We start from the raw sequence: 20,003 nt of genomic DNA on the forward strand, positions 1-20,003 counted from the left end.
TGAGAGATTCCCAATCACGTTCGTTCCTCACTGTAGGGAATGACGAAGTCAAAGTATAAACGGATAACTAATGAGTACTAGCGTTCACGCATCAGGAGGGATTATCGATGCTGGTTGTTCGCCCTATAGCAATGTCGGACTACGACGCGCTGCACACGTGTGCAGTGGAATCGGGTCATGGATTTACATCTCTTCCGGTTAACGAAGAACTGTTAACCAATCGTATTACTCATTCAGAGTACAGCTTTGCCAAAGATAATGTGACTGAGCCCGGTGACGAAGGTTACTTGATGGTTGGTTTCGACAGTGAGACTGGCGAAGTGGCAGGTTGTACCGGTATTGAAGCGTCTATTGGCTGGGATGTGCCATTTTATTCTTACCACATTAGCACCATAGTGCATTCATCACCGAAACTCGGGGTGAACAATGTGGTGAAGTTGCTGACGTTTGGCAATAACTACACAGGTTGTAGTGAAATTTGTACCTTGTTCCTACGCCCGGATTTCCGCGTTGGGCTCAACGGTCGTCTGATGTCGAAATGTCGTTTCTTGATGATGGCGGAGCATCCGCATCGTTTTTCTGAAACGGTTTTCGCTGAAATGCGTGGTGTCTCGGATGATGAAGGTAACTCACCATTCTGGAAATGGCTGCAAGAGCATTTCTTCTCGATTGACTTCACGATGGCAGACTACCTGACCGGTATCGGTAAGAAAGGTTTTATTGCCGACCTTATGCCTAAGTTGCCGATTTATATCAACTTGCTAAGCAAAGAAGCTCAAGCAGTGATTGGTCAGGTGCATGAAAATACTAAACCTGCACTGCGTCTGCTTGAGAAAGAAGGTTTTACGTGCCGTAACTACGTCGACATCTTTGATGGCGGCCCGTCCGTGGAATGTGATGTGCGTAATATTGAGTCGGTCCGTCACTCTTTCCGCGCCAAAATCACCATTGCTGAGCACACCAGCTCGCAAGATTACCTTATCTCAAACACATCGTTTGAAAACTTCCGTGCTGTAGCAACTAAAGCGGCGTACGACCAAGCTTCTGAATCTGTGATTCTGTCGCCGGATGTGGCTAAAGCACTGGAAGTCAATGAAGGCGAATACGTTCGCATGCTGGCTCAGTAATCGAAAGGAATAGAAACATGACACATTGGATTGCAGGCGAGTGGCTTGCCGGGCAGGGCGAAGCAATGAATTCGACCAGCCCATACAACAATGAAGTGATCTGGCAAGGCGACAGTGCGTCACCTGCGCAGGTTGAAGCTGCAGTCAGTGCGGCTCGACACGCCTTCTTAAGTTGGAAAAAAATGACTTACGCTGAGCGTGAAGCTATCGTGCTGGCGTTTGCTGAGAAAGTAAAAGAAAACAGCGAACAAATCGCTGAAATCATTGCGAAAGAAACCGGAAAACCTATCTGGGAAACACGTACTGAAGCGGCAGCCATGGCCGGTAAGATAGCGATTTCTATCCGTGCTTATCATGACCGTACCGGTGAAGCGACACGCGAAGCCGCTGGCAACCAGATTGTCCTACGTCATCGTCCTTTGGGTGTGATGGCGGTATTCGGCCCTTACAACTTCCCAGGGCATCTGCCAAACGGTCACATAGTGCCAGCATTACTAGCAGGTAACACGGTTGTATTTAAGCCATCTGAGCAAACGCCATTGACTGGCGAATTCGCAATGAAACTTTGGCAACAGGCGGGTTTACCAGCCGGTGTCATCAACCTTGTTCAGGGCGCGAAGGAAACGGGTGTTGCTCTCGCAGATGCAAAAGGCATTGATGGTGTGTTGTTCACCGGTAGTGCCAATACAGGTCATATCCTGCATCGTCAGTTTGCAGGGCAGCCAGGTAAAATGTTGGCGCTAGAAATGGGTGGCAACAACCCTATGGTGATCTCTGAGAATTATGGCGAGTTGGATGCAACCGTGTATACCATCATTCAGTCTGCTTTCATCAGTGCAGGTCAACGTTGTACTTGTGCCCGCCGTCTCTACGTACCTGTTGGTGAAAAAGGCGATCAACTGGTGACTAAGCTGGTTGAAGCGACAGAGAAGATTCGTGTTGATCAACCTTTCGCTGAGCCTGCGCCATTTATGGGCCCTCAAATTTCTAAAGCCGCGGCTGACTTTATTCTTAATGCGCAAACCAACTTACAAAGCCTTGGCGGCGTGAGTTTGCTAGAAGCCAAAGCGGGTGAAGCGGCATTTGTGTCTCCGGGCATTATTGACGTGACGCCAATTGCTGATCTGCCAGATGAAGAGTATTTCGGTCCACTACTGCAAGTGGTGCGTTACCAAGGCTTGGAAAAAGCCGTTGAGCTGGCAAACGATACGCGCTTTGGCTTGTCGGCTGGTCTCGTTTCCACCGACGACAGCGAGTGGGATTACTTTGTTGACCACATTCGCGCTGGTATTGTTAACCGTAATCGTCAGTTGACTGGCGCGAGCGGTGATGCACCATTTGGTGGTCCTGGTGCTTCGGGCAACCTACGACCAAGCGCTTACTACGCAGCAGATTACTGCGCGTACCCAATGGCTTCAATGGAAGGGGGAGAAACACTACTTCCCGCGACCTTAAGCCCGGGTGTTGAGTTATAAACATATTTTAAGGGTTTCCCTTACCGCCTCCCTTTTAGGGAGGTTTTTAAACGTCACAGGTTGAAGGCTATCTGATCAGATTTCTGGATAAATTTGGTCAGATAGCCTCCTTTATAAAAAATTCAGTAAACAATAAGTATAACTCCGTTAACGTAGACAAACCCAAACAAGGAGGCGTTATGACGCCACAAGTTTTATTCCAGTCGTTATGGAATGACTATATTCAACGCTTATGTCCCTCTGCTGATAACGTTCACCAGCTGCTTCAGGAAAATGAGCCGCTGATCAATGACCACATCGCCCTGCGTACATTTAACGTAGCGCCTTTAGGTATTGAAACACTGGCCAAACCATTTATCGACGTGGGCTACAAGCCATGCGGTGATTATGAGTTCGAAAGCAAGAAGTTAGTGGCGAAACATTTTGAGCACCCAGATCCAAAACAGCCGAAAGTGTTTATCAGTGAGTTAAAAGTGAACGAGTGTTCTCCAGAGCTTCAGGCCATCGTTGCCAAGCTGGTTGAGCAATTGGACACCGATAAGCTCAAAGGTCATGAGTTCTTGTCTGGTGGGCGTCTGTGGGATCTGAGTTTTGCTGATTACCAGTTACTAGCAAAAGAGAGTGAATACGCTTCCTGGCTGGCGGCACACGGCTATGGTGCCAACCACTTTACAGTGAGTGTCAATCAACTGGATGCGTTTGAGGAAGTGAAAGGTGTCAATGATCACCTGCGTGAAGCTGGTTTTACGATCAACGAATCAGGCGGTGAAGTAAAAGGCTCACCTGATGTGCTGCTTGAGCAATCCTCTACCATGGCAGATAAAGTGCCAGTGACCTTCACAGAAGGGACTGAGATGATTCCTGGTGGCTTCTATGAGTTTGCTAAGCGCTACCCGATGAGTAACGGTGAACTCTACCCAGGATTTGTTGCAGCCTCTGCTGATAAGATCTTCGAGAGCACTAACGGGTAGGAAAATCTGAGAACGGACTTCGTCCTCGGGAACGCTGCGCTTCGAGATTCGGGCTGCGCCCTGCGAGAATTTAGAACGGGCTGTGGTGAACAGTCGTCATTCCATAGACCGACGAAGGACGGAGTAGGGAATCTTTATAGATTTACTCGCTTGTTTGAAGAGATCCCCAACTCGGTCGTCCCTCCCTCTCGGGGATGACATAAGCAAACAAAAAAGCCACCAATGTCTCCATTGGTGGCTTTTAAATTCTTAGCGGTTAATCGAAATTAACGGGTACCGTAAACAACGATTGTTTTACCGTGGGCAGAAATTAAGTTCTGCTCTTCTAGCATCTTCAAGATACGACCTACGGTTTCACGAGAACAGCCAACAATCTGACCGATTTCCTGACGAGTGATCTTGATCTGCATGCCGTCTGGGTGCGTCATTGCATCTGGCTGTTTTGCCAAGTTAAGCAGTGTCTGCGCGATGCGGCCTGTTACATCAAGGAATGCCAAGTCACCGACTTTCTGACTGGTCACTTGCAGGCGGCTTGCCATTTGTGCAGATAGACGCATCAGGATGTCAGGGTTAACTTGGATTAGCTGACGGAATTTCTTGAATGAAATTTCTGCTACTTCACAAGGAGATTTGGCACGAACCCATGCCGTACGCTCTTGGTCTTCTTCGAATAAACCAAGTTCACCGATAAAGTCACCTTGGTTTAGGTAAGAAAGGATCATTTCCTTACCTTCTTCGTCTTTAATAAGTACAGCCACAGAACCTTTGACAATGTAGTAAAGAGTCTCTGCTTTTTCGCCCGCGTGAATAAGCGTGCTTTTTGATGGGTACTTATGAATATGACAGTGTGAAAGGAACCACTCTAATGTTGGATCGGTTTGAGGTTTACCTAGAACCATAATATCTCACTTCCTCTGCAGGGTACGCTTGCTACTTTCCATGTTTTAGCTAAGCCTTGAATCAAGACCTACTAGGATAAGAGCACTTTTCAAATGCTGCAAGCCATCTTTGTTTCGGTTTCAAATAGTATCTTTTTTTGAAATCTATTTCTTGATTTTAATCGGGTACATCTTACGATTTTCTACGCAAAAATGTGCACATGATCACGGTATGAAAAGTAATCGTGTTTAGAACGCGAGTCTTAGCCAATTTTTCCGGTTTCAATTAACTGTTGCAAGATAGGGCGAACAATCAGCTCGACAGCGAAACTCATTTTTCCGCCCGGCACCACGAGCGTGTTGTGACGTGACATAAATGAACCGTCAATCATCGCCAGCAGATATGGGAAGTCGACATTCTTGATACCACGTAGGCGAATGACAACAAAGCTTTCATCTAAGCTTGGGATGCCTTTAGCATTAAGTGGGTTGGAAGTGTCGACGGTCGGAACACGCTGGAAGTTGATGTGAGTTCTTGAGAACTGAGGAGTGATGTAGTTGAGGTAGTCGTCCATCGAACGGACAATTGAATCCATCACCGCTTCACGCGAATGGCCGCGGTCACGGGTGTCTCTGACAAACTTTTGGATCCATTCCAAGTTGACAATGGGTACCATGCCGATCAGAAAATCGACGTGCTGAGCGACATTCACATCGCCATCAACGACGCCACCGTGTAAGCCTTCATAAAACAGCACATCAGAGTTTTCTGGCAGTTCTTGCCACGGCGTAAAGGTCCCCGGCATTTGGTTGTATGGTACAGCTTCATCAAAGGTGTGCAGATAACGACGTACCTGACCTGTCCCTTCGTTACCGTATTTACGGAAAAACTCTGCGAGCGCCGGAAAGTCGTTGGCCTGCGGACCAAAGTAGCTAATGTGACGACCTTGCTCACGGGCTTTACGAATTTCGACATCCATCTCTGGGCGAGTAAAACGGTGAAAGCTATCACCTTCGACCCAAGCGGGCTTGACGTTCATCATGTTGAACATTTTGCGGAACGCTTCAGATGTCGTAGTAGTGCCTGCACCAGAAGAACCGGTGACGGCAATGATTGGATGTTTTGCTGACATGACAAACCTTGTCTGTAAATAACTGTCCCTTGTTGCATGTCACTATAACACGCTTTATTGGAAGGGCACGGTATGATGTGTTTTAAATTAAAACTTTTGCTTGAGTTGAATATCGACGGTTTCGTGAAGCTCGGAAAACACCACAACAGCCTCGCCTGATTCGAGCTGGCTTTTTATTTGCTCGACTTTGTCTGGTAGGGATATTTCCAGTTCACCATAGTCAGTGCCCTCGCGAAGGACGAACTCACGAATCAGGTTGTCTAGTGTGTCTGGGTCAATTTGTTGCCATGGAACGATCATAAATACCTCTGTCTTTTATGCTCGAAAAGTTGAGGGCTATTATCCAGAAACCGCCAGACTTTGGTAGTAGGCTGGTAACGCTTCTTCTAACCAGAACCTAGGTTTGAGTGCACTGCCAGTTAAGAAACCAACGTGTCCACCTTGTTCGAACAGCCGGTAGTCGATATTGTCAGGGAGGACATACTTAGGGATCACCGCATCGGTCATGAAAGGGTCGTCTTTAGCATGGATGATTTGTGTCGGTATGCGAATGTCTTTCAATTTGTGGATGCCCGAACAACGTTGATAATAATCTTGTGCATCTCTAAAGCCATGCAGTGGCGCAGTGATCAAGTCATCAAATTCAAACAACTTGGTGACTCGCTTAATGCTCTGATAAGACACATCGAGTTCGCCTTTAATTAGGTGATGTTTCCGCAAAGCCGTTTTTTTCAACGATGAGAGTAAGTAGGTCTTGTAAACCTTGGAAAAACCCCTCTCGATGCGTTCTGAACAAGCCGATAAGTCAAGCGGTGCCGACACTATGGTCGCCGCAGAAAGCAGAGGCGCTTGATTGTACTCAGCTAGATAGTTAGCCAACATGTTGCCACCGAGCGAAATCCCAACGGCGACTTTGGTTTCGTTCGGCACTTGTTGATTGAGCTGCTCAAGGAAGAAACGCGCATCTTCTACTTCACCGGAGTGATATGCCCGTGCTCGGTGGTTAGGTTTACCGCTACAGCCACGGAAATGCATCATCACAGATAGCCAACCTTGCTGAGAAAATGCGTGCATCAAGCCATTGGCATATGGGCTGTAAAAGCACCCTTCTAGGCCATGAAACAAGATAAAAACAGGCTTTTTCTTCGCGTGTTCAGTTTGCCAGTCTTCACTCCACGCCAGATCGAGGAAATCACCATCTGGAGTATTCAGGGTTTGCCACAGTGGTTCAAATAGCGCTTTTTTGCGAATAAATCGTGGCGCTAGAGTTTGCAGGTGCGGATTGGCTAATCCTTTGGCAGCAATAAATTGAGTCATAAGAAAGCCTGTCAGTGGGTGAGGTCATCGATGGATTGGGCAAAAACGGCGTGTAAATGTTCTCCGCCAAGCTGACGACAATATCTTAACGTCAGCGGTTCATCTTGGTTATTCTGTAATTCTATACTATTGATGCAGTCGACCAGATCAGACTGCTGCTGCTTTTCGAGTTGTAATTCGAACTGCAAAGCCTCTCTGTAGAGGGTCTCAGAAACATGAGATTTGAGTTTACGGCGCAGGTCGCGATAGCTGTGTAACAAGGTTTCTGAGCGCCCCAAACATTCTTCGACTTTATGCCAGTCTTCATCGAGAAAGGCAGCTTGCTGCTCATCAAGCCATTTCAGCAGCAACAGCAAGTTTACATTGCCTTTGAACTGGTTTTGTAAATTCAGGCACGCATCTTTGACTTCCCTAACACTGTAATATTGTAGGCTGAACTGCCATAAGCGCTCTAGTGTCAGAGATGTTGATGCGTGCTTTGAGCTCATTGACCGTTAAACTCCTGTTCCATCTGCTCCAGCTCTTCCTGTAGCGCCATCCATTCCATTTCGACGTCTTCCAGTTCGGCTTTAGCCTGACTCTGAACGGTTAATATCTGACTAAGTTTAGCTTTGTTTTCCGCTTCATACAGCGAGTTATCAGATAATTGCGTTTCTGCTTCCGCTAATTGATGACCAAGGGTCTCCATCTTAGCCTCAAGTTTAGTGAGTGCTTTGCGTGCAGGAGCGGTCTGTTTACGGAATTCGGCTTCACGACGCTTTTGCTCTTTTTTGGCAGCAGCACTGTTGATGTTGCTCTTCTCTGGTTGTGCAGATTGCGCTTCGCGGCGTTCAGCTTTTTGCTGTTCTGTCAGCCACTTGTAGTAATCATTCAGATCACCATCAAAAGGGGCAACCTGACGAGCATGAACTAAGTAAAGATCGTCTGTGGTCGCGCGCAGCAAGTAACGGTCGTGTGAAACAATCACCATCGCACCTTCGAACGTTTGTAGAGCCAGCGTGAGAGCTTGGCGCATGTCTAAGTCTAGGTGGTTGGTTGGCTCATCAAGCAGTAATAAGTTTGGTTTTTGCCAAACGATCAGAGCCAATACGAGGCGAGCCTTCTCTCCGCCAGAGAAAGGGGCCACTTTTTCTAGCGCTTTATCACCTTGGAATCCAAAACTGCCCAGATAATTACGTAGCTCAAGTTCGTTTTTATCCGGTGCAATTTGCATCATATGCTGCAGTGGTGTCTCTTCTGGGTGCAGTGTCTCTAACTGGTGCTGAGCGAAGTAACCAATCTTAACCCCCTGTGAGTATGTCAGATCGCCACCTTGAGGGTTCAATTCACGAGAAAGCAGTTTGATTAGGGTGGATTTACCCGCGCCGTTACGTCCAAGTAGACCTATGCGGCTACCAGGAACCAGATTGAGGCGGATTTTTTCTAAGATCAGATTGTCATCATAACCCGCAGAGACCTCATCCATCATAATGATTGGGTTGGGCAACGCATCGGGATCGCGGAATTGGAAACTGAATGGGTTGTCAAGCTGAGCAGGTAGAACTTTTTCCATACGCTCAAGGGCTTTGATACGGCTTTGTGCTTGGCGAGCTTTTGAGGCTTTATAGCGGAAGCGGTCGATATAACTTTGCATATGCGACATTTGCTTTTGCTGCTTTTCAAATTGTGCTTGCTGCAAGATGAGCTTTTGCGCACGCTGATCTTCAAACGAAGAGTAATTACCCGTGTACTCATTGAGTTGCTGGTTTTCGACATGAATAACACGACCCACGATAGGATCGAGGAAATCACGGTCGTGTGAGATCAGGACGAGCGTGCCCGGATAGTTTTGCAACCAGCGCTCTAACCACATCACGGCATCAAGATCTAAGTGGTTGGTTGGCTCATCGAGTAGCAAAAGATCGGAGCGACAAAGCAGGGCTTGTGCAAGGTTAAGGCGCATACGCCAACCACCAGAAAACTGAGTGAGGTTCCAGCTCATCTGATCTTGGCTAAAACCCAAACCATCAAGCAGTTCTGCGGCGCGTGCTCGAATACTATAACCACCAATGGTTTCAATCTTGCCATGGATTTCGGCGACCAAGGTGCCTTTGTCCTCTTGCTCTGCCGTCTCCAGCTCTGATTCGAGGCGGCGATACTCACGATCACCATCAATGACATACTCAATCGCACTGCGTTCTAGGGCTGGCGTTTCCTGTGCCACCCAAGCCATTTCCCAATGAGAAGGTTTGCTGAAGTTACCAGCATCAATAGACAGTTCATCTTTGATTAATGCAAATAGGGTAGATTTACCGCAGCCGTTTTTACCGACTAGGCCGACTTTGTCGCCTGGGTGAATAGTCGCTGAAGTTTGGTCCAGCAGTGGCTTACCGCCACGCAGCAGCTGGATGTCAGAAAAGGTAATCATAATCTTGTGCTTTATTCTTGCTCGTATCGCGTCGAATAGTAGGGGGAATGAGATAAAATGTCGATTATTGCGTTATGCTTAACAACAACGTATAACAAACCGATAGCGATAAAATTGTACTTTACACCTATTTAGGTATTGAAAACAAAAGGATGGCAACTTACGGAATGGCTGTAAATGATTTGAATGCTGAGTCGCCTGAAAAACTGAAAGTGTTGGTGATTTATGCTCACCCTGAGTCGCAAAGCTCAGTCGCGAACCAAGTGATGATCAAGAAGACTGCGGCGCTTGAACACGTTACTGTGCATGATCTCTATGCGTATTACCCCGACTTTTTTATTGATGTGGATGCCGAGCAACAGCGTTTGCTCGACCACGATGTGATCGTTTTTCAGCATCCGTTGTATATGTATTCTTGCCCGGCACTACTTAAAGAGTGGATGGATCGAGTGTTGGGTAAGGGGTTCGCTTATGGAAAAGGTGAAGCGCTTAAAGGTAAACATTGGCGCAGTGTCATTACTACAGGCGGTAATGAGGAGGCCTTTGGCAGTAGTGGGTATAACAAATACCCGTTGTCAGAAATTTTACAGCCGTTTGAGTTGACGGCTGCGTTGTGCCAAATGACATGGATTGAGCCGTTGGTACTTTACTGGGCTCGCAATGTCTCTGATATGGACCGCTATCAGCACGCCGAGGCTTATCGCCAATGGCTGCTCAACCCGACGATGAACGCAACTTCAGGAGAAACTCATGGCACTTGAAAATGATTTCCTCCAGAGCAGTGTCATTTTTCTAACAGCAGCGGTCGTTGCAGTGCCGTTGGCCCAACGCTTAGGGCTTGGCTCGGTATTGGGGTATTTGCTGGCAGGTATTATTATCGGCCCCTGGGGGCTAGGCCTTATTAGCGATGTGGAAGCGATCCTCCACTTTGCCGAGTTTGGTGTTGTGCTACTGCTGTTTTTGATCGGCTTAGAACTGAATCCCAAAAAACTCTTGCAGATGAAAGGGCCGATCCTTGGTCTGGGCGGCGCACAAGTTGTGATTACGACGGCGGTACTGGCGAGTGTGACCAATCTCGCTGGCGTTAATTGGCAAACCAGTTTAGTGATTGGTATGGGCTTGGCACTGTCATCAACCGCCATTGCGCTGAAAGTGATCGAAGAACAGGGTTTGGCAGGCAGTGAAGCGGGTCAGTCTGGGTTTGCCGTATTGCTATTTCAAGATATTGCGGTGATCCCCATGTTGGCGATTCTGCCTATTCTAGCAGGCAACACCGCAGGGGATTGGCTCGATGCCATGTGGATGTTGGGTGGTGTTATCGGCCTACTGGTTGGCGGTCACTTTCTGCTTCGTCCATTATTCCGCTACGTGGTGTTGAGTGGAGTACGAGAGCTATTTACGGTCGCTGCGTTACTGCTAGTGATAGGCATTGCACAGTTGATGCAGCATCTTGGTCTCTCTATGGCGCTCGGCACTTTCCTTGCTGGCGTTCTTCTGGCAGAGAGTGAATATCGCCACGAGCTTGAAATAGCTATCGAACCATTCAAAGGGCTACTTCTTGGGTTGTTCTTTATTGCCGTGGGTATGGCCGTGAATCTGGGCCTGTTAGCCTTGGAGCCTTGGAATGTACTGATGGCGGTGTTCGGCTTGGTGGCCGTCAAGGCAGCGATCCTTTATTTCTTAGCCCGCTTGGCCGGGAGTAAACCTAAAGCTCGCAGTAAGATGGCGGCTATTCTAAGCCAAGGCGGCGAGTTTGCGTTTGTTATTTTTACAGCGGCGAGCGCAGAAGGTCTGTTAGCGCAAGAGCAAACTGCTTTTCTACTTGTCGTGGTGAGTTTATCTATGGTCACTACACCCCTGCTATTGATGGCGCAAAGTAAGTGGTATGCACGTGGCTTGAATGATGATGCGGGGGCGCTGCGCACGGATGTGGTTAACCGTGAACCAAGAGTGATTATTGCGGGCTTTGGTCGTTTTGGTCAGATTGTTGGTCGACTTATGTACGCCAACAAAATTCGAGTAACGGTACTAGAAAGTGACGCCAGTCAAATCCAATTACTCAGAAAGTATGGCTATAAAGTGTTTTATGGTGATGCTACGCAGTTAGACTTGCTGCGGGCTGCAGGAGCCGATAAAGCCGAAGCAATGGTGATTTGTACCGACTCTCCCGATGAAATTATGAAGATTATCGATTTGTGTCAGTACCATTTTCCGCATCTTAAGCTTTTGGCGCGGGCACGAAGTCGAGTTGAGGCCTATCAGCTGCTGAGCCACGGGGTCGAAAACTACTCAAGGGAGACATTTCTCGGTGCTTTAGACTTGGGTCGCCAAGCGTTAACTGAGCTCGGGATGCACCCCTATCAGGCCAAGCGAGCCGAAGCGCACTTTAGAAAATTGGATAATGCGATGTTGAAAGAATTATTACCTCAGCATCATGAAGACAAGCAATTGGCCATGAGAGCCAAAGAAGCCCGAAAAGAACTGGAAGAAATTTTTGGTCGCGAGATGGAAAAAGATCAGCAATCAAAGAACTTCTGGGATTAAATCCAAATCTTCCCAGAGCATGGCAGTCATTCCATTCTGGTGAAGCTTTACGTTGTGGAATGAAAAAATGAAAAAAAGATTTATCGCAGGTGCTAGCTGCCCTAAATGTGCTCAGCAAGATACTTTGCGCTGGTGGATAGAAAACAATATTGAGTTAGTTGAGTGTGTAGAGTGTGAGTATCAGGAGCAGCGTAAACCGCAATCTGTAGAGAAAACCGAACACTCCCAACAAGAGATGATTGGTATTTTTAAGCCAGATTGATTGAGTTTCTTTATTTGATCCCCATAATATCCGGCATAGAAAATTGTTATTCGGAGCAACTCAATTGCTCCGTTTCTTTATCTCCTTGGAGTCATTATGAAAATTGAAAAGAATGTAGTAGTAAGCCTTGCTTACCAGGTTAAGCTGGAAGATGGTGTTGTGGTTGATCAATCAACAGCAGAAGCGCCACTGGATTACCTACACGGCAACAACAACCTGATCACAGGTCTTGAGACTGCACTAGAAGGTAAGGAAGCGGGCGCTCAGTTCTCAGTAACAGTGTCTCCAGAAGAGGCTTACGGTGATCACAACGACGCACTTGTTCAACGTGTACCTGCGAATGTATTCCAAGGTGTTGATGAGATTGAAGTGGGTATGCGTTTCCTTGCAGATACTGACCAAGGTCCAATCCCTGTGGAAGTGACAGAAGTGGACGGCGACGAAGTGGTGGTGGATGGCAACCATATGCTTGCGGGTCAGACTCTGACTTTCGATGTTGAAGTTGTAGCGGTACGTGAAGCGACAGCAGATGAAATTGAACACGGTCATGTTCACCAAGCTGGTGGTTGTGGTCACGACCACGATCACGAAGGTGGTTGCTGTGGTGGCGAAGGCCATGATCACAGCGAAGAGAAGAAAGATGGCTGCTGCGGTGGCGGTAGCTGTGGTTCTCACTAATCCGTTAGCTTATAGCTAGATTGTAAAAGGCGTTTCCCGCTGTACGGGAAACGCCTTTTTGTTATTAACTTATCAGTCAACTCGTTGTTAGGAGAGCCGTCGATGACTCAACCATTCTCAATTGCCATTCATGGCGGAGCCGGAACTATATTGCGTGATCAAATGAGCGAAGAGTTAAAGGCTTCCATCTTAGAAGACCTTGAAGCTTCGGTTCGCGCTGGGCATAGCATTCTAGCTAAGTCGGGTGATGCGTTGGATGCGGTCGTTGCAGCGGTTAAAGTGCTCGAAGACTCACCAAACTTCAATGCTGGCAAGGGCTCTGTCTTAACCCACAAAGAAATTGTTGAGATGGATGCCTCTGTTATGTACGGTAAAGAAGCCAATGCAGGCGCAGTGGCTGGCGTGCGTCATATCCGTAACCCGATTGAGTTGGCTCGTGATGTGATGACAGACAGTAACCATGTACTGTTGATCGGAGATGGGGCCGAAGAGTTTGCCTTTGAGCAGGGGCATCAATACACCGAACAAGATTACTTCTTCACTGACCGACGCTATGACCAGTTGCAGTCGATGAAAGAGAAAGGCTTATTTGCCTTATCCGAGGCGAAATACCCAGATGACAAGAAATACGGCACAGTCGGCGCTGTCGCGCTGGACCAGCAAGGCAACTTAGCGGCTGCGACTAGCACTGGTGGTGTGACCAATAAAAAGTACGGTCGAGTGGGAGATTCTTCCATCATTGGCGCAGGTACGTTTGCTGAAAATGGCAATGTAGCTGTGTCGACAACTGGAATGGGCGAGTATTTCATCCGCAAAACCGTTGCGAGTGATGTGGCAGCGCGAATGCGTTATCTCAAGGAAGATGTACACACGGCCTGCGAGACTGTGATTCAAGGCGAGTTGAAGGCCATGGGTGGCGAAGGGGGGCTGATTGCCATCGACGGTGATGGACGTGTTCACTTTGCGATGAACAGCAGCGGCATGTACCGGGCGAGCATTGGTACAGATGGCAGCCTGCTAGTGAAGATTTATGCCGATGAATAGAGTCAAGATGACCCCTAATAGTAGCACTAACAGAGGGTTAGTGCTTCATTACACTTCTATGATTAAAAAATGACTGCAAGAAGTGTGATTCAGTGCTAGAATCCATTTTTAACTACCAATCAGACTTGGAAAGATGGGAAATAACGTAGTCGTTCTGGGCACCCAATGGGGTGACGAAGGTAAAGGTAAAATCGTAGACCTTTTAACTGAAGATGCAAAATACGTGGTTCGCTATCAAGGCGGTCACAACGCAGGTCACACTCTAGTCATTGACGGTGAAAAAACCGTTCTTCACTTAATTCCATCAGGTATTCTTCGCGATAACGTAAAATGTGTTATCGGTAATGGCGTTGTACTATCGCCTGAAGCTCTGCTTAAAGAAATGAAGCCTCTTGAAGAGCGCGGTATTCCAGTACGTGAGCGTCTTTTCGTTTCTGAGGCTTGTCCTCTAATTCTTCCATACCACATCGCTATCGACAACGCGCGCGAAATCGCTCGTGGGGCGAAAGCTATCGGTACAACGGGTCGTGGTATCGGTCCAGCTTATGAAGATAAAGTAGCTCGTCGCGGTCTACGTGTTGGTGACCTTTTCGACAAAGAAATGTTCGCTGAGAAACTAAAAGAAGTGATGGAATTCCATAACTTCCAGCTAGAGCACTTCTATAAAGCAGAAACAGTCAGCTACGAAGCGGTACTAGAGCAGTGCATGGGTTACGCAGACCTTCTTACTTCAATGGTAATGGACGTCACTGATGAACTAGACGCAGCACGTAAGCGCGGCGACAAGATCATGTTCGAAGGTGCTCAAGGTACGCTACTTGATATCGACCACGGTACTTACCCATACGTAACGTCTTCTAATACGACGGCTGGTGGTGTTGCTGCTGGTTCTGGTTTTGGCCCTCGTCACATCGGGTACATCCTTGGCATCACTAAAGCGTACTGTACTCGTGTTGGTTCTGGTCCATTCCCAACAGAACTATACGACGGTCTAGATAAGCAAGACCCAGTTGGTAAACACCTAGGCGATGTTGGCCACGAGTTTGGCGCAACAACTGGTCGTCTACGTCGTACTGGTTGGTTTGATGCAGTGGCAATGCGCCGTGCAATTCAAATCAACTCACTAACCGGTATGTGTCTGACTAAACTAGACGTTCTTGATGGTCTGAAAGAGATCAAAATCTGTACTGGTTACAAGATGAAAGATGGCGCTATCCTAGAAGTGTCTCCAATGGCTGCTGAATCATTCGAAGAAGCAACGCCAATCTACGAAACTATGCCAGGTTGGTCTGAGACAACATTTGGTGCTAAGTCTATCGATGCGCTTCCACAAGCAGCTCTAGACTACATCAAACGTATCGAAGAGCTAACGGGTGTTCCTGTCGACATTATCTCGACTGGCCCAGATCGCAACGAAACAATCATCAAGGTTCATCCTTACGAAGCTTAATTCTGATTGTTATCCACGTTTGTAAAAACCAGCGCATTAGCGCTGGTTTTTTTATGCTTAATTTTCATGCACTATCTATACTGAAAGTGGCAAGTTTTTGCCAGTCGTCGGCAATTTTGATTAAAGAGTTAGCAGCCGTTGCCGATACAGGTATCAAGGTTGCCGTTTGTTCGGTGAATCCTAAAGATACAGGTTGCTAACAACCCAGCTTGTATGAACCTGTCTTGTGAGCAGATAGGTGTAGACATTATCGAAGTCAAAGAGTGCAGACAATGAAGCTAAGAAAGTTAGCTGCTTCGATGGTATTTTTGTTTGGGGCTTCAGTGGCTAATGCCAATGAGCTTACTGAAATCGGTGAGCCTATTCCCATATATACCGAAGCTGAATTGATAAAACTGATCAACGAAAACAAACATTTAGAACAAGTTAAGTCAGATAATTGCCAATTAGTTGAAGATATCGTCGCTCGAGCGACCCGGATCAGCCTACCATCCTACGAGTTTTTGTATGGAGACATGCTGGCGTGGGGAGTTTGTGTCGAGCAGGATGTGGAACTTGGCTTGTACTATATGGAAAATGCAGCGCATCAGGGTTTACCTGCGGCATTGGAGCAGCTCGGGCGTTATTATTCGCGCGGCACCTTAGTTCAGCAGGACAAAGAACGAGCAATCCCTTACTTGCGTGAAGCGGCTGCGATGGGCAATCTTAATGCACGCATCCATTTGGCGGAACTGCTGCTGCGTGATTACGGCAGCCCGTTAGATTATGAAGATGCGTATCGCTGGCTGTACAACTCTGTGACGGCGGATCAGCGCACGCACAAACGCATTTCAATTCTGCGCCAGGGTTTAGAGCGTAGAATGCCACAGAATATTATCGCCAGAGCCAAAAAACGCGATACTTTCTGGTAATCCACTAACCTGACTGCACTCAGGTAACAACACAACGCTCAGCATAAGCTGGGCGTTGTTGCTTTATATTTCCACTACTCGGTTGCACTCCTCACCTGTGTTTAGCGAGAAACCTTGCTTTTGTGTTCGTTCGCTTCACCCCGTAAAGCTACAGCTGGTCTCTATCTTAAGCCACTAAGATTGAGACCAATCATAGCCAGTGATGAAAATAGAGTGAGAATTTGGCTTTTTAATCTAACTCTCCTGTAGCTTAGTAAGTGAGTCAGATATACTAGCTTTAATTACCTTCCTTGTTTAATTAGGCGCGCCTATGTCAGAAAACACCACAAACGATCCTTTTGCTGCTCGTGAGTCAGAGAACTACGAAAACCCAATTCCCAGTCGGGAGTTCATTCTTGAATTTCTTGAGCAGGCTGGCGTTCCTTTAAATCGCAACGATCTTTTTGAAGCGCTTCATTTAGAAGGTGAAGAGCAATATGAAGGCTTACGCCGTAGATTGAGAGCGATGGAACGTGATGGTCAACTGGTGTTTACCCGCCGTCAATGCTACGCCTTGCCAGAAAAACTCGAAATGGTGAAAGGTTACGTTATCGGACACAAAGATGGTCATGGCTGGGTGCGGCCTGAAGGGAGTGTGGGCAAAGATAACGATGTGGTATTGCCTCATCACCAGATGAAAAGTGTTCTGCATGGCGACTATGTGTTAGTCCAGCCAACACAGAACTCCAAGCGAGGAAGAAAAGAAGGTCGTTTGGTTCGCGTGCTTGAAGAGCGTCAGACGCAAATTGTGGGTCGATTCTTTATGGAGTACGGCTATTCCTATGTTGTGCCCGATGACTCGCGTATTAGCCAAGACATCCTGATCCCGAATGACTTACGTGCAGGAGCGCGTATGGGTAACGTCGTAGTGATTGAAATTACGGATCGTGGCTCTCGCTCTCGTGGCATGATGGGCAAAGTGATTGAAGTTCTGGGTGAAAATATGGCCCCGGGGATGGAGACACAAATTGCTATCCGTACTCACCAAATTCCGCATGAGTGGCCTGAAGCGGTCGATAAGCAAGTCGAAGGGCTTGGTGAAGAAGTACCGGAAGAGGCAAAAGTCGGTAGGGTAGACCTACGCGAACTGCCACTCGTGACTATCGATGGCGAAGATGCTCGCGACTTTGACGATGCTGTTTTCTGTGAGAAAAAGAAAAGCGGTGGTTGGAGGCTTTGGGTCGCTATTGCTGATGTCAGCTATTACGTTCGCCCAGACAGTGCACTGGATAAAGAAGCGATTAACCGCGGTAACTCGGTTTACTTCCCATCGCAAGTCGTTCCTATGCTTCCGGAGGTATTGTCTAACGGCTTATGTTCTCTCAACCCGCAGGTTGATCGCCTATGTATGGTGTGTGAGATGACCATCTCTGAGACGGGTAAGTTATCTGGCTATAAGCACTACGAAGCGGTGATGAACTCCCATGCTCGCCTGACTTATAACAAGGTACACCATATCCTTGAAGGGGATGAAGAGCTACGCCAAAGATACCAACCGTTAGTTCCTCACTTAGAAGAGCTGCATAAGATGTACAAAGTGCTTAAGCATGCTCGTGATAATCGCGGCGCGATTGAATTTGAAACGGTGGAAACCAAGTTCATCTTCAATGCGGAGCGTAAGATTGACAGTATTGAACCTGTGATTCGCAATGATGCGCATAAGATCATTGAAGAATGTATGATCTTAGCCAATATCGCTTCTGCTTCTTTGGTCGAAAAAGCAAAAGAACCAGCCCTTTATCGAATTCACGAATCTCCGGGTGAACTACGCTTGCAGGGTTTCCGTGACTTCTTAGGTGAGCTAGGTCTGCATTTAAATGGCGGTTTAGAGCCATCTCCAACAGACTACGCTGATTTGGTTAAGCAAATTAGCGAGCGTCAAGATAAAGAGCTGATTCAAACCATGTTGTTGCGTTCAATGAAGCAGGCGGTCTATAACGCAGATAACTGCGGTCACTTTGGCTTGGCACTAAAACGCTACGCGCACTTTACCTCGCCAATTCGTCGCTACCCAGACTTGCTATTGCATCGCGCGATCAAATATCTAATTGCCAAGGAGAATGGCACATTGAAAGATCGCTGGACACCGACAGGTGGTTGCCACTATTCATTTGATGACATGGACTTCTATGGTGAGCAATGTTCGATGACTGAGCGTCGTGCCGATGACGCGACTCGCGAAGTCTCTGACTGGCTCAAATGTGAGTACATGCAAGATCACGTTGGTGAAGAGCTGGAAGGTGTGATTGCCAATGTGACTGGCTTTGGTTTCTTTGTCCGTTTAACTGAACTGCATATTGACGGACTAGTGCATATTTCTGCTTTGGCAAACGACTACTACCAGTTTGATCCGATTGGACAGCGACTAATTGGTGAAACTTTCGGCGCTATCTATCGCCTTGGTGATGCAGTGAAAGTGAAAGTACTGTCTGTAAATCTAGATGATCGACAAATTGACTTTGAATTAGTCGAAACTAGTCGTAAGCTACGCGGCAAAGGAAAAACAGCCAAAAAACGTGCAGCCGAGGCACAGAAAAAAGCTAAGGCCAAAAAAAATGCGGCAGCGAATGGTCGTCGTTCCGCAGATAAAGCTAAGCCTATGGTTGAACCAACAAAACGCCCGGATGGCAGCCAGGAAGAAGGCAAAGGCAGTAAAACTTCGAAGAAACCTTCAGAAAAAGCGCGTAAGAAAAAGCCACGTCACAAAGCAAAGAAAGCGCGTGGTAAAAAACAGTAATCGGATAAATTAATGAGTAATGAATTTATTTACGGCATTCACGCAGTAAAAGCGGTACTGGCAAAAGAGCCAGAGCGCTTTGTTGAAGCCTTCGTATTAAAAGGTCGTCAAGATGACCGCTTAATGCCAATCTTGAATGAACTCCAGATGTGTGGTGTGTCGATTCAACAAATGACACGTAAAACTCTGGATGACAAAGCACGTGGTGCGAATCACCAAGGCATTATGGCTAAGGTGAAGCCAGCTAAGCAGCTGAATGAAAATGATCTCGATGACATTCTTGCCCAACATTCCACACCGTTATTGCTAGTATTGGATGGAGTCACTGATCCGCATAACCTAGGTGCGTGTCTACGCAATGCTGATGCTGCAGGAGTGGCGGCGGTGATTGTTCCTAAGGATAAGTCAGCGAATATTACGGCTACGGTTAGCAAAGTCGCATGTGGCGCAGCAGAAACAGTCCCCTTGATTCGCGTAACCAACTTAGCTCGAACAATGCGCGCATTGCAGGAACAGGGGATCTGGTTTGTTGGCACGGCTGGCGAAGCAACTCATGACCTCTACCAAGCCAAGTTAACTGGGCCTCTTGCGATCGTCATGGGCGCAGAAGGCGATGGTATGCGTCGCCTGACACGTGAAACTTGTGATGACTTAATCAAGATCCCAATGGCAGGGAGTGTCTCAAGTCTAAATGTCTCTGTTGCCTCTGGTGTCTGTCTATTTGAAGCGGTACGTCAGCGTTTAGCGTAAAAAGTTGGAATACATATAAAGAGCGGGCTGTTTTTTCAGCCCGCTCTTTTACGTTGTTACATCGCTAAATGGAATCTTTGACTCTAGGTATGTCATTCCATAGACCGAAGAATGAGGGAGTAGGGAATCTATCAAATACATCTACTTGAATTACGAGATCCCCAATTCGCTCGTCCCTCATTCTTGAGGATGACAGCTTTTGCTTTGCGGGGAATCATTTACAGCTCTCCAACTCTCCAGCTCTCCATAGGACGAAGTCCGTTCCCGCATCCCGCATCCC

General features: G+C 47.3%; 19 protein-coding genes. 13 read left to right on the forward strand and 6 right to left on the reverse strand.

Going from position 1 to position 20,003, the window contains the following annotated elements:
• Window positions 1-107: 107 nt before the first annotated feature.
• The 3 genes from astA (at window position 108) to TW84_RS19775 (ending at window position 3,573) form a co-directional block, all read left to right on the forward strand.
• Window positions 108-1,127, forward strand: coding sequence for an arginine N-succinyltransferase (gene astA / locus TW84_RS19765; protein ID WP_045977350.1), 1,020 nt, complete (start codon window positions 108-110; stop codon window positions 1,125-1,127).
• Window positions 1,128-1,144: 17 nt separating this feature from the next.
• On the forward strand, window positions 1,145-2,602 hold the full coding sequence (gene astD / locus TW84_RS19770; protein ID WP_045977351.1) for a succinylglutamate-semialdehyde dehydrogenase: 1,458 nt from the start codon (window positions 1,145-1,147) through the stop codon (window positions 2,600-2,602).
• 179 nt (window positions 2,603-2,781) lie between these two features.
• Entirely contained in the window at window positions 2,782-3,573 is a 792-nt protein-coding gene (locus TW84_RS19775) for a DUF1338 domain-containing protein (protein WP_045977352.1), read from the forward strand.
• Window positions 3,574-3,839: 266 nt separating this feature from the next.
• Here TW84_RS19775 and crp read toward each other — a convergent pair whose 3' ends face one another.
• The 6 genes from crp to TW84_RS19805 form a co-directional block, all read right to left on the reverse strand.
• Window positions 3,840-4,472, reverse strand: a complete 633-nt coding sequence (gene crp / locus TW84_RS19780) for a cAMP-activated global transcriptional regulator CRP (RefSeq protein ID WP_004410522.1) — start codon at window positions 4,470-4,472, stop codon at window positions 3,840-3,842.
• Window positions 4,473-4,714: 242 nt separating this feature from the next.
• Window positions 4,715-5,584 carry a phosphoribulokinase gene (locus tag TW84_RS19785; protein ID WP_019276788.1) on the reverse strand — a complete coding sequence of 290 codons (870 nt, stop codon included), beginning with the start codon at window positions 5,582-5,584 and terminating at the stop codon, window positions 4,715-4,717.
• Between the two features lie 87 nt (window positions 5,585-5,671).
• Window positions 5,672-5,884 carry a YheU family protein gene (locus TW84_RS19790; protein WP_045977353.1) on the reverse strand — a complete coding sequence of 71 codons (213 nt, stop codon included), beginning with the start codon at window positions 5,882-5,884 and terminating at the stop codon, window positions 5,672-5,674.
• Window positions 5,885-5,923: 39 nt separating this feature from the next.
• A complete protein-coding gene (locus tag TW84_RS19795; RefSeq protein WP_045977354.1) occupies window positions 5,924-6,901 on the reverse strand; it encodes a hydrolase in 978 nt (325 codons plus the stop codon).
• Window positions 6,902-6,912: 11 nt separating this feature from the next.
• The gene (locus TW84_RS19800) at window positions 6,913-7,389 is read right to left on the reverse strand and encodes a TIGR02444 family protein (RefSeq protein ID WP_045977355.1); all 477 of its coding nucleotides are present in this window, start codon (window positions 7,387-7,389) and stop codon (window positions 6,913-6,915) included.
• Window positions 7,386-9,308, reverse strand: a complete 1,923-nt coding sequence (locus TW84_RS19805) for an ABC transporter ATP-binding protein (protein WP_045977356.1) — start codon at window positions 9,306-9,308, stop codon at window positions 7,386-7,388. Before TW84_RS19805 ends, TW84_RS19800 begins: the two co-directional genes overlap by 4 nt.
• Window positions 9,309-9,475: 167 nt before the next feature.
• Here TW84_RS19805 and kefG point away from each other — a divergent pair, with 167 nt between their 5' ends.
• The 10 genes from kefG to rlmB all read left to right on the forward strand — a co-directional run bounded on the left by kefG (window position 9,476) and on the right by rlmB (window position 19,723).
• Window positions 9,476-10,069 carry a glutathione-regulated potassium-efflux system ancillary protein KefG gene (kefG, locus tag TW84_RS19810; protein WP_045977357.1) on the forward strand — a complete coding sequence of 198 codons (594 nt, stop codon included), beginning with the start codon at window positions 9,476-9,478 and terminating at the stop codon, window positions 10,067-10,069.
• Window positions 10,059-11,852, forward strand: a complete 1,794-nt coding sequence (gene kefB / locus TW84_RS19815; RefSeq protein ID WP_045977358.1) for a glutathione-regulated potassium-efflux system protein KefB — start codon at window positions 10,059-10,061, stop codon at window positions 11,850-11,852. Before kefG ends, kefB begins: the two co-directional genes overlap by 11 nt.
• Window positions 11,853-11,919: 67 nt before the next feature.
• Window positions 11,920-12,114: a YheV family putative zinc ribbon protein gene (locus TW84_RS19820; RefSeq protein ID WP_045977359.1), complete on the forward strand. Its 195-nt coding sequence runs from the start codon at window positions 11,920-11,922 to the stop codon at window positions 12,112-12,114.
• A 96-nt stretch (window positions 12,115-12,210) separates the two neighbouring features.
• Window positions 12,211-12,792, forward strand: coding sequence for a peptidylprolyl isomerase (slyD, locus tag TW84_RS19825; protein WP_045977360.1), 582 nt, complete (start codon window positions 12,211-12,213; stop codon window positions 12,790-12,792).
• Between the two features lie 102 nt (window positions 12,793-12,894).
• Window positions 12,895-13,836 (forward strand): isoaspartyl peptidase/L-asparaginase family protein, encoded by a 942-nt coding sequence (locus tag TW84_RS19830; RefSeq protein WP_045977361.1) that lies wholly within the window; start codon window positions 12,895-12,897, stop codon window positions 13,834-13,836.
• Between the two features lie 133 nt (window positions 13,837-13,969).
• Window positions 13,970-15,286: an adenylosuccinate synthase gene (locus tag TW84_RS19835; protein WP_045977362.1), complete on the forward strand. Its 1,317-nt coding sequence runs from the start codon at window positions 13,970-13,972 to the stop codon at window positions 15,284-15,286.
• Between the two features lie 53 nt (window positions 15,287-15,339).
• Window positions 15,340-15,486: a hypothetical protein gene (locus TW84_RS24935; RefSeq protein WP_167336335.1), complete on the forward strand. Its 147-nt coding sequence runs from the start codon at window positions 15,340-15,342 to the stop codon at window positions 15,484-15,486.
• 72 nt (window positions 15,487-15,558) lie between these two features.
• On the forward strand, window positions 15,559-16,197 hold the full coding sequence (motX, locus tag TW84_RS19840; RefSeq protein WP_045977363.1) for a flagellar protein MotX: 639 nt from the start codon (window positions 15,559-15,561) through the stop codon (window positions 16,195-16,197).
• Between the two features lie 310 nt (window positions 16,198-16,507).
• Window positions 16,508-18,973, forward strand: coding sequence for a ribonuclease R (gene rnr / locus TW84_RS19845; RefSeq protein WP_045977364.1), 2,466 nt, complete (start codon window positions 16,508-16,510; stop codon window positions 18,971-18,973).
• Between the two features lie 12 nt (window positions 18,974-18,985).
• Window positions 18,986-19,723, forward strand: coding sequence for a 23S rRNA (guanosine(2251)-2'-O)-methyltransferase RlmB (gene rlmB, locus TW84_RS19850; RefSeq protein WP_045977365.1), 738 nt, complete (start codon window positions 18,986-18,988; stop codon window positions 19,721-19,723).
• Window positions 19,724-20,003 lie beyond the last annotated feature (280 nt).

Source organism: Vibrio neptunius (genome assembly GCF_000967495.1).
GTDB lineage: Bacteria > Pseudomonadota > Gammaproteobacteria > Enterobacterales > Vibrionaceae > Vibrio > Vibrio neptunius.

Bases quoted from the DNA above. Each gene is read 5' to 3' on its own strand.
- TW84_RS24935 (WP_167336335.1), top strand. From the start codon at position 15,340: ATGCTTAATTTTCATGCACTATCTATACTGAAAGTGGCAAGTTTTTGC.
- TW84_RS19835 (WP_045977362.1), top strand. From the start codon at position 13,970: ATGGGAAATAACGTAGTCGTTCTGGGCACCCAATGGGGTGACGAAGGT.
- astD (WP_045977351.1), top strand. From the start codon at position 1,145: ATGACACATTGGATTGCAGGCGAGTGGCTTGCCGGGCAGGGCGAAGCA.
- TW84_RS19805 (WP_045977356.1), bottom strand. From the start codon at position 9,308: ATGATTACCTTTTCTGACATCCAGCTGCTGCGTGGCGGTAAGCCACTG.
- TW84_RS19820 (WP_045977359.1), top strand. From the start codon at position 11,920: ATGAAAAAAAGATTTATCGCAGGTGCTAGCTGCCCTAAATGTGCTCAG.
- TW84_RS19775 (WP_045977352.1), top strand. From the start codon at position 2,782: ATGACGCCACAAGTTTTATTCCAGTCGTTATGGAATGACTATATTCAA.
- TW84_RS19800 (WP_045977355.1), bottom strand. From the start codon at position 7,389: ATGAGCTCAAAGCACGCATCAACATCTCTGACACTAGAGCGCTTATGG.
- motX (WP_045977363.1), top strand. From the start codon at position 15,559: ATGAAGCTAAGAAAGTTAGCTGCTTCGATGGTATTTTTGTTTGGGGCT.
- kefB (WP_045977358.1), top strand. From the start codon at position 10,059: ATGGCACTTGAAAATGATTTCCTCCAGAGCAGTGTCATTTTTCTAACA.
- TW84_RS19830 (WP_045977361.1), top strand. From the start codon at position 12,895: ATGACTCAACCATTCTCAATTGCCATTCATGGCGGAGCCGGAACTATA.
- crp (WP_004410522.1), bottom strand. From the start codon at position 4,472: ATGGTTCTAGGTAAACCTCAAACCGATCCAACATTAGAGTGGTTCCTT.
- astA (WP_045977350.1), top strand. From the start codon at position 108: ATGCTGGTTGTTCGCCCTATAGCAATGTCGGACTACGACGCGCTGCAC.
- TW84_RS19790 (WP_045977353.1), bottom strand. From the start codon at position 5,884: ATGATCGTTCCATGGCAACAAATTGACCCAGACACACTAGACAACCTG.
- TW84_RS19785 (WP_019276788.1), bottom strand. From the start codon at position 5,584: ATGTCAGCAAAACATCCAATCATTGCCGTCACCGGTTCTTCTGGTGCA.
- kefG (WP_045977357.1), top strand. From the start codon at position 9,476: ATGGCTGTAAATGATTTGAATGCTGAGTCGCCTGAAAAACTGAAAGTG.
- rlmB (WP_045977365.1), top strand. From the start codon at position 18,986: ATGAGTAATGAATTTATTTACGGCATTCACGCAGTAAAAGCGGTACTG.
- rnr (WP_045977364.1), top strand. From the start codon at position 16,508: ATGTCAGAAAACACCACAAACGATCCTTTTGCTGCTCGTGAGTCAGAG.
- slyD (WP_045977360.1), top strand. From the start codon at position 12,211: ATGAAAATTGAAAAGAATGTAGTAGTAAGCCTTGCTTACCAGGTTAAG.
- TW84_RS19795 (WP_045977354.1), bottom strand. From the start codon at position 6,901: ATGACTCAATTTATTGCTGCCAAAGGATTAGCCAATCCGCACCTGCAA.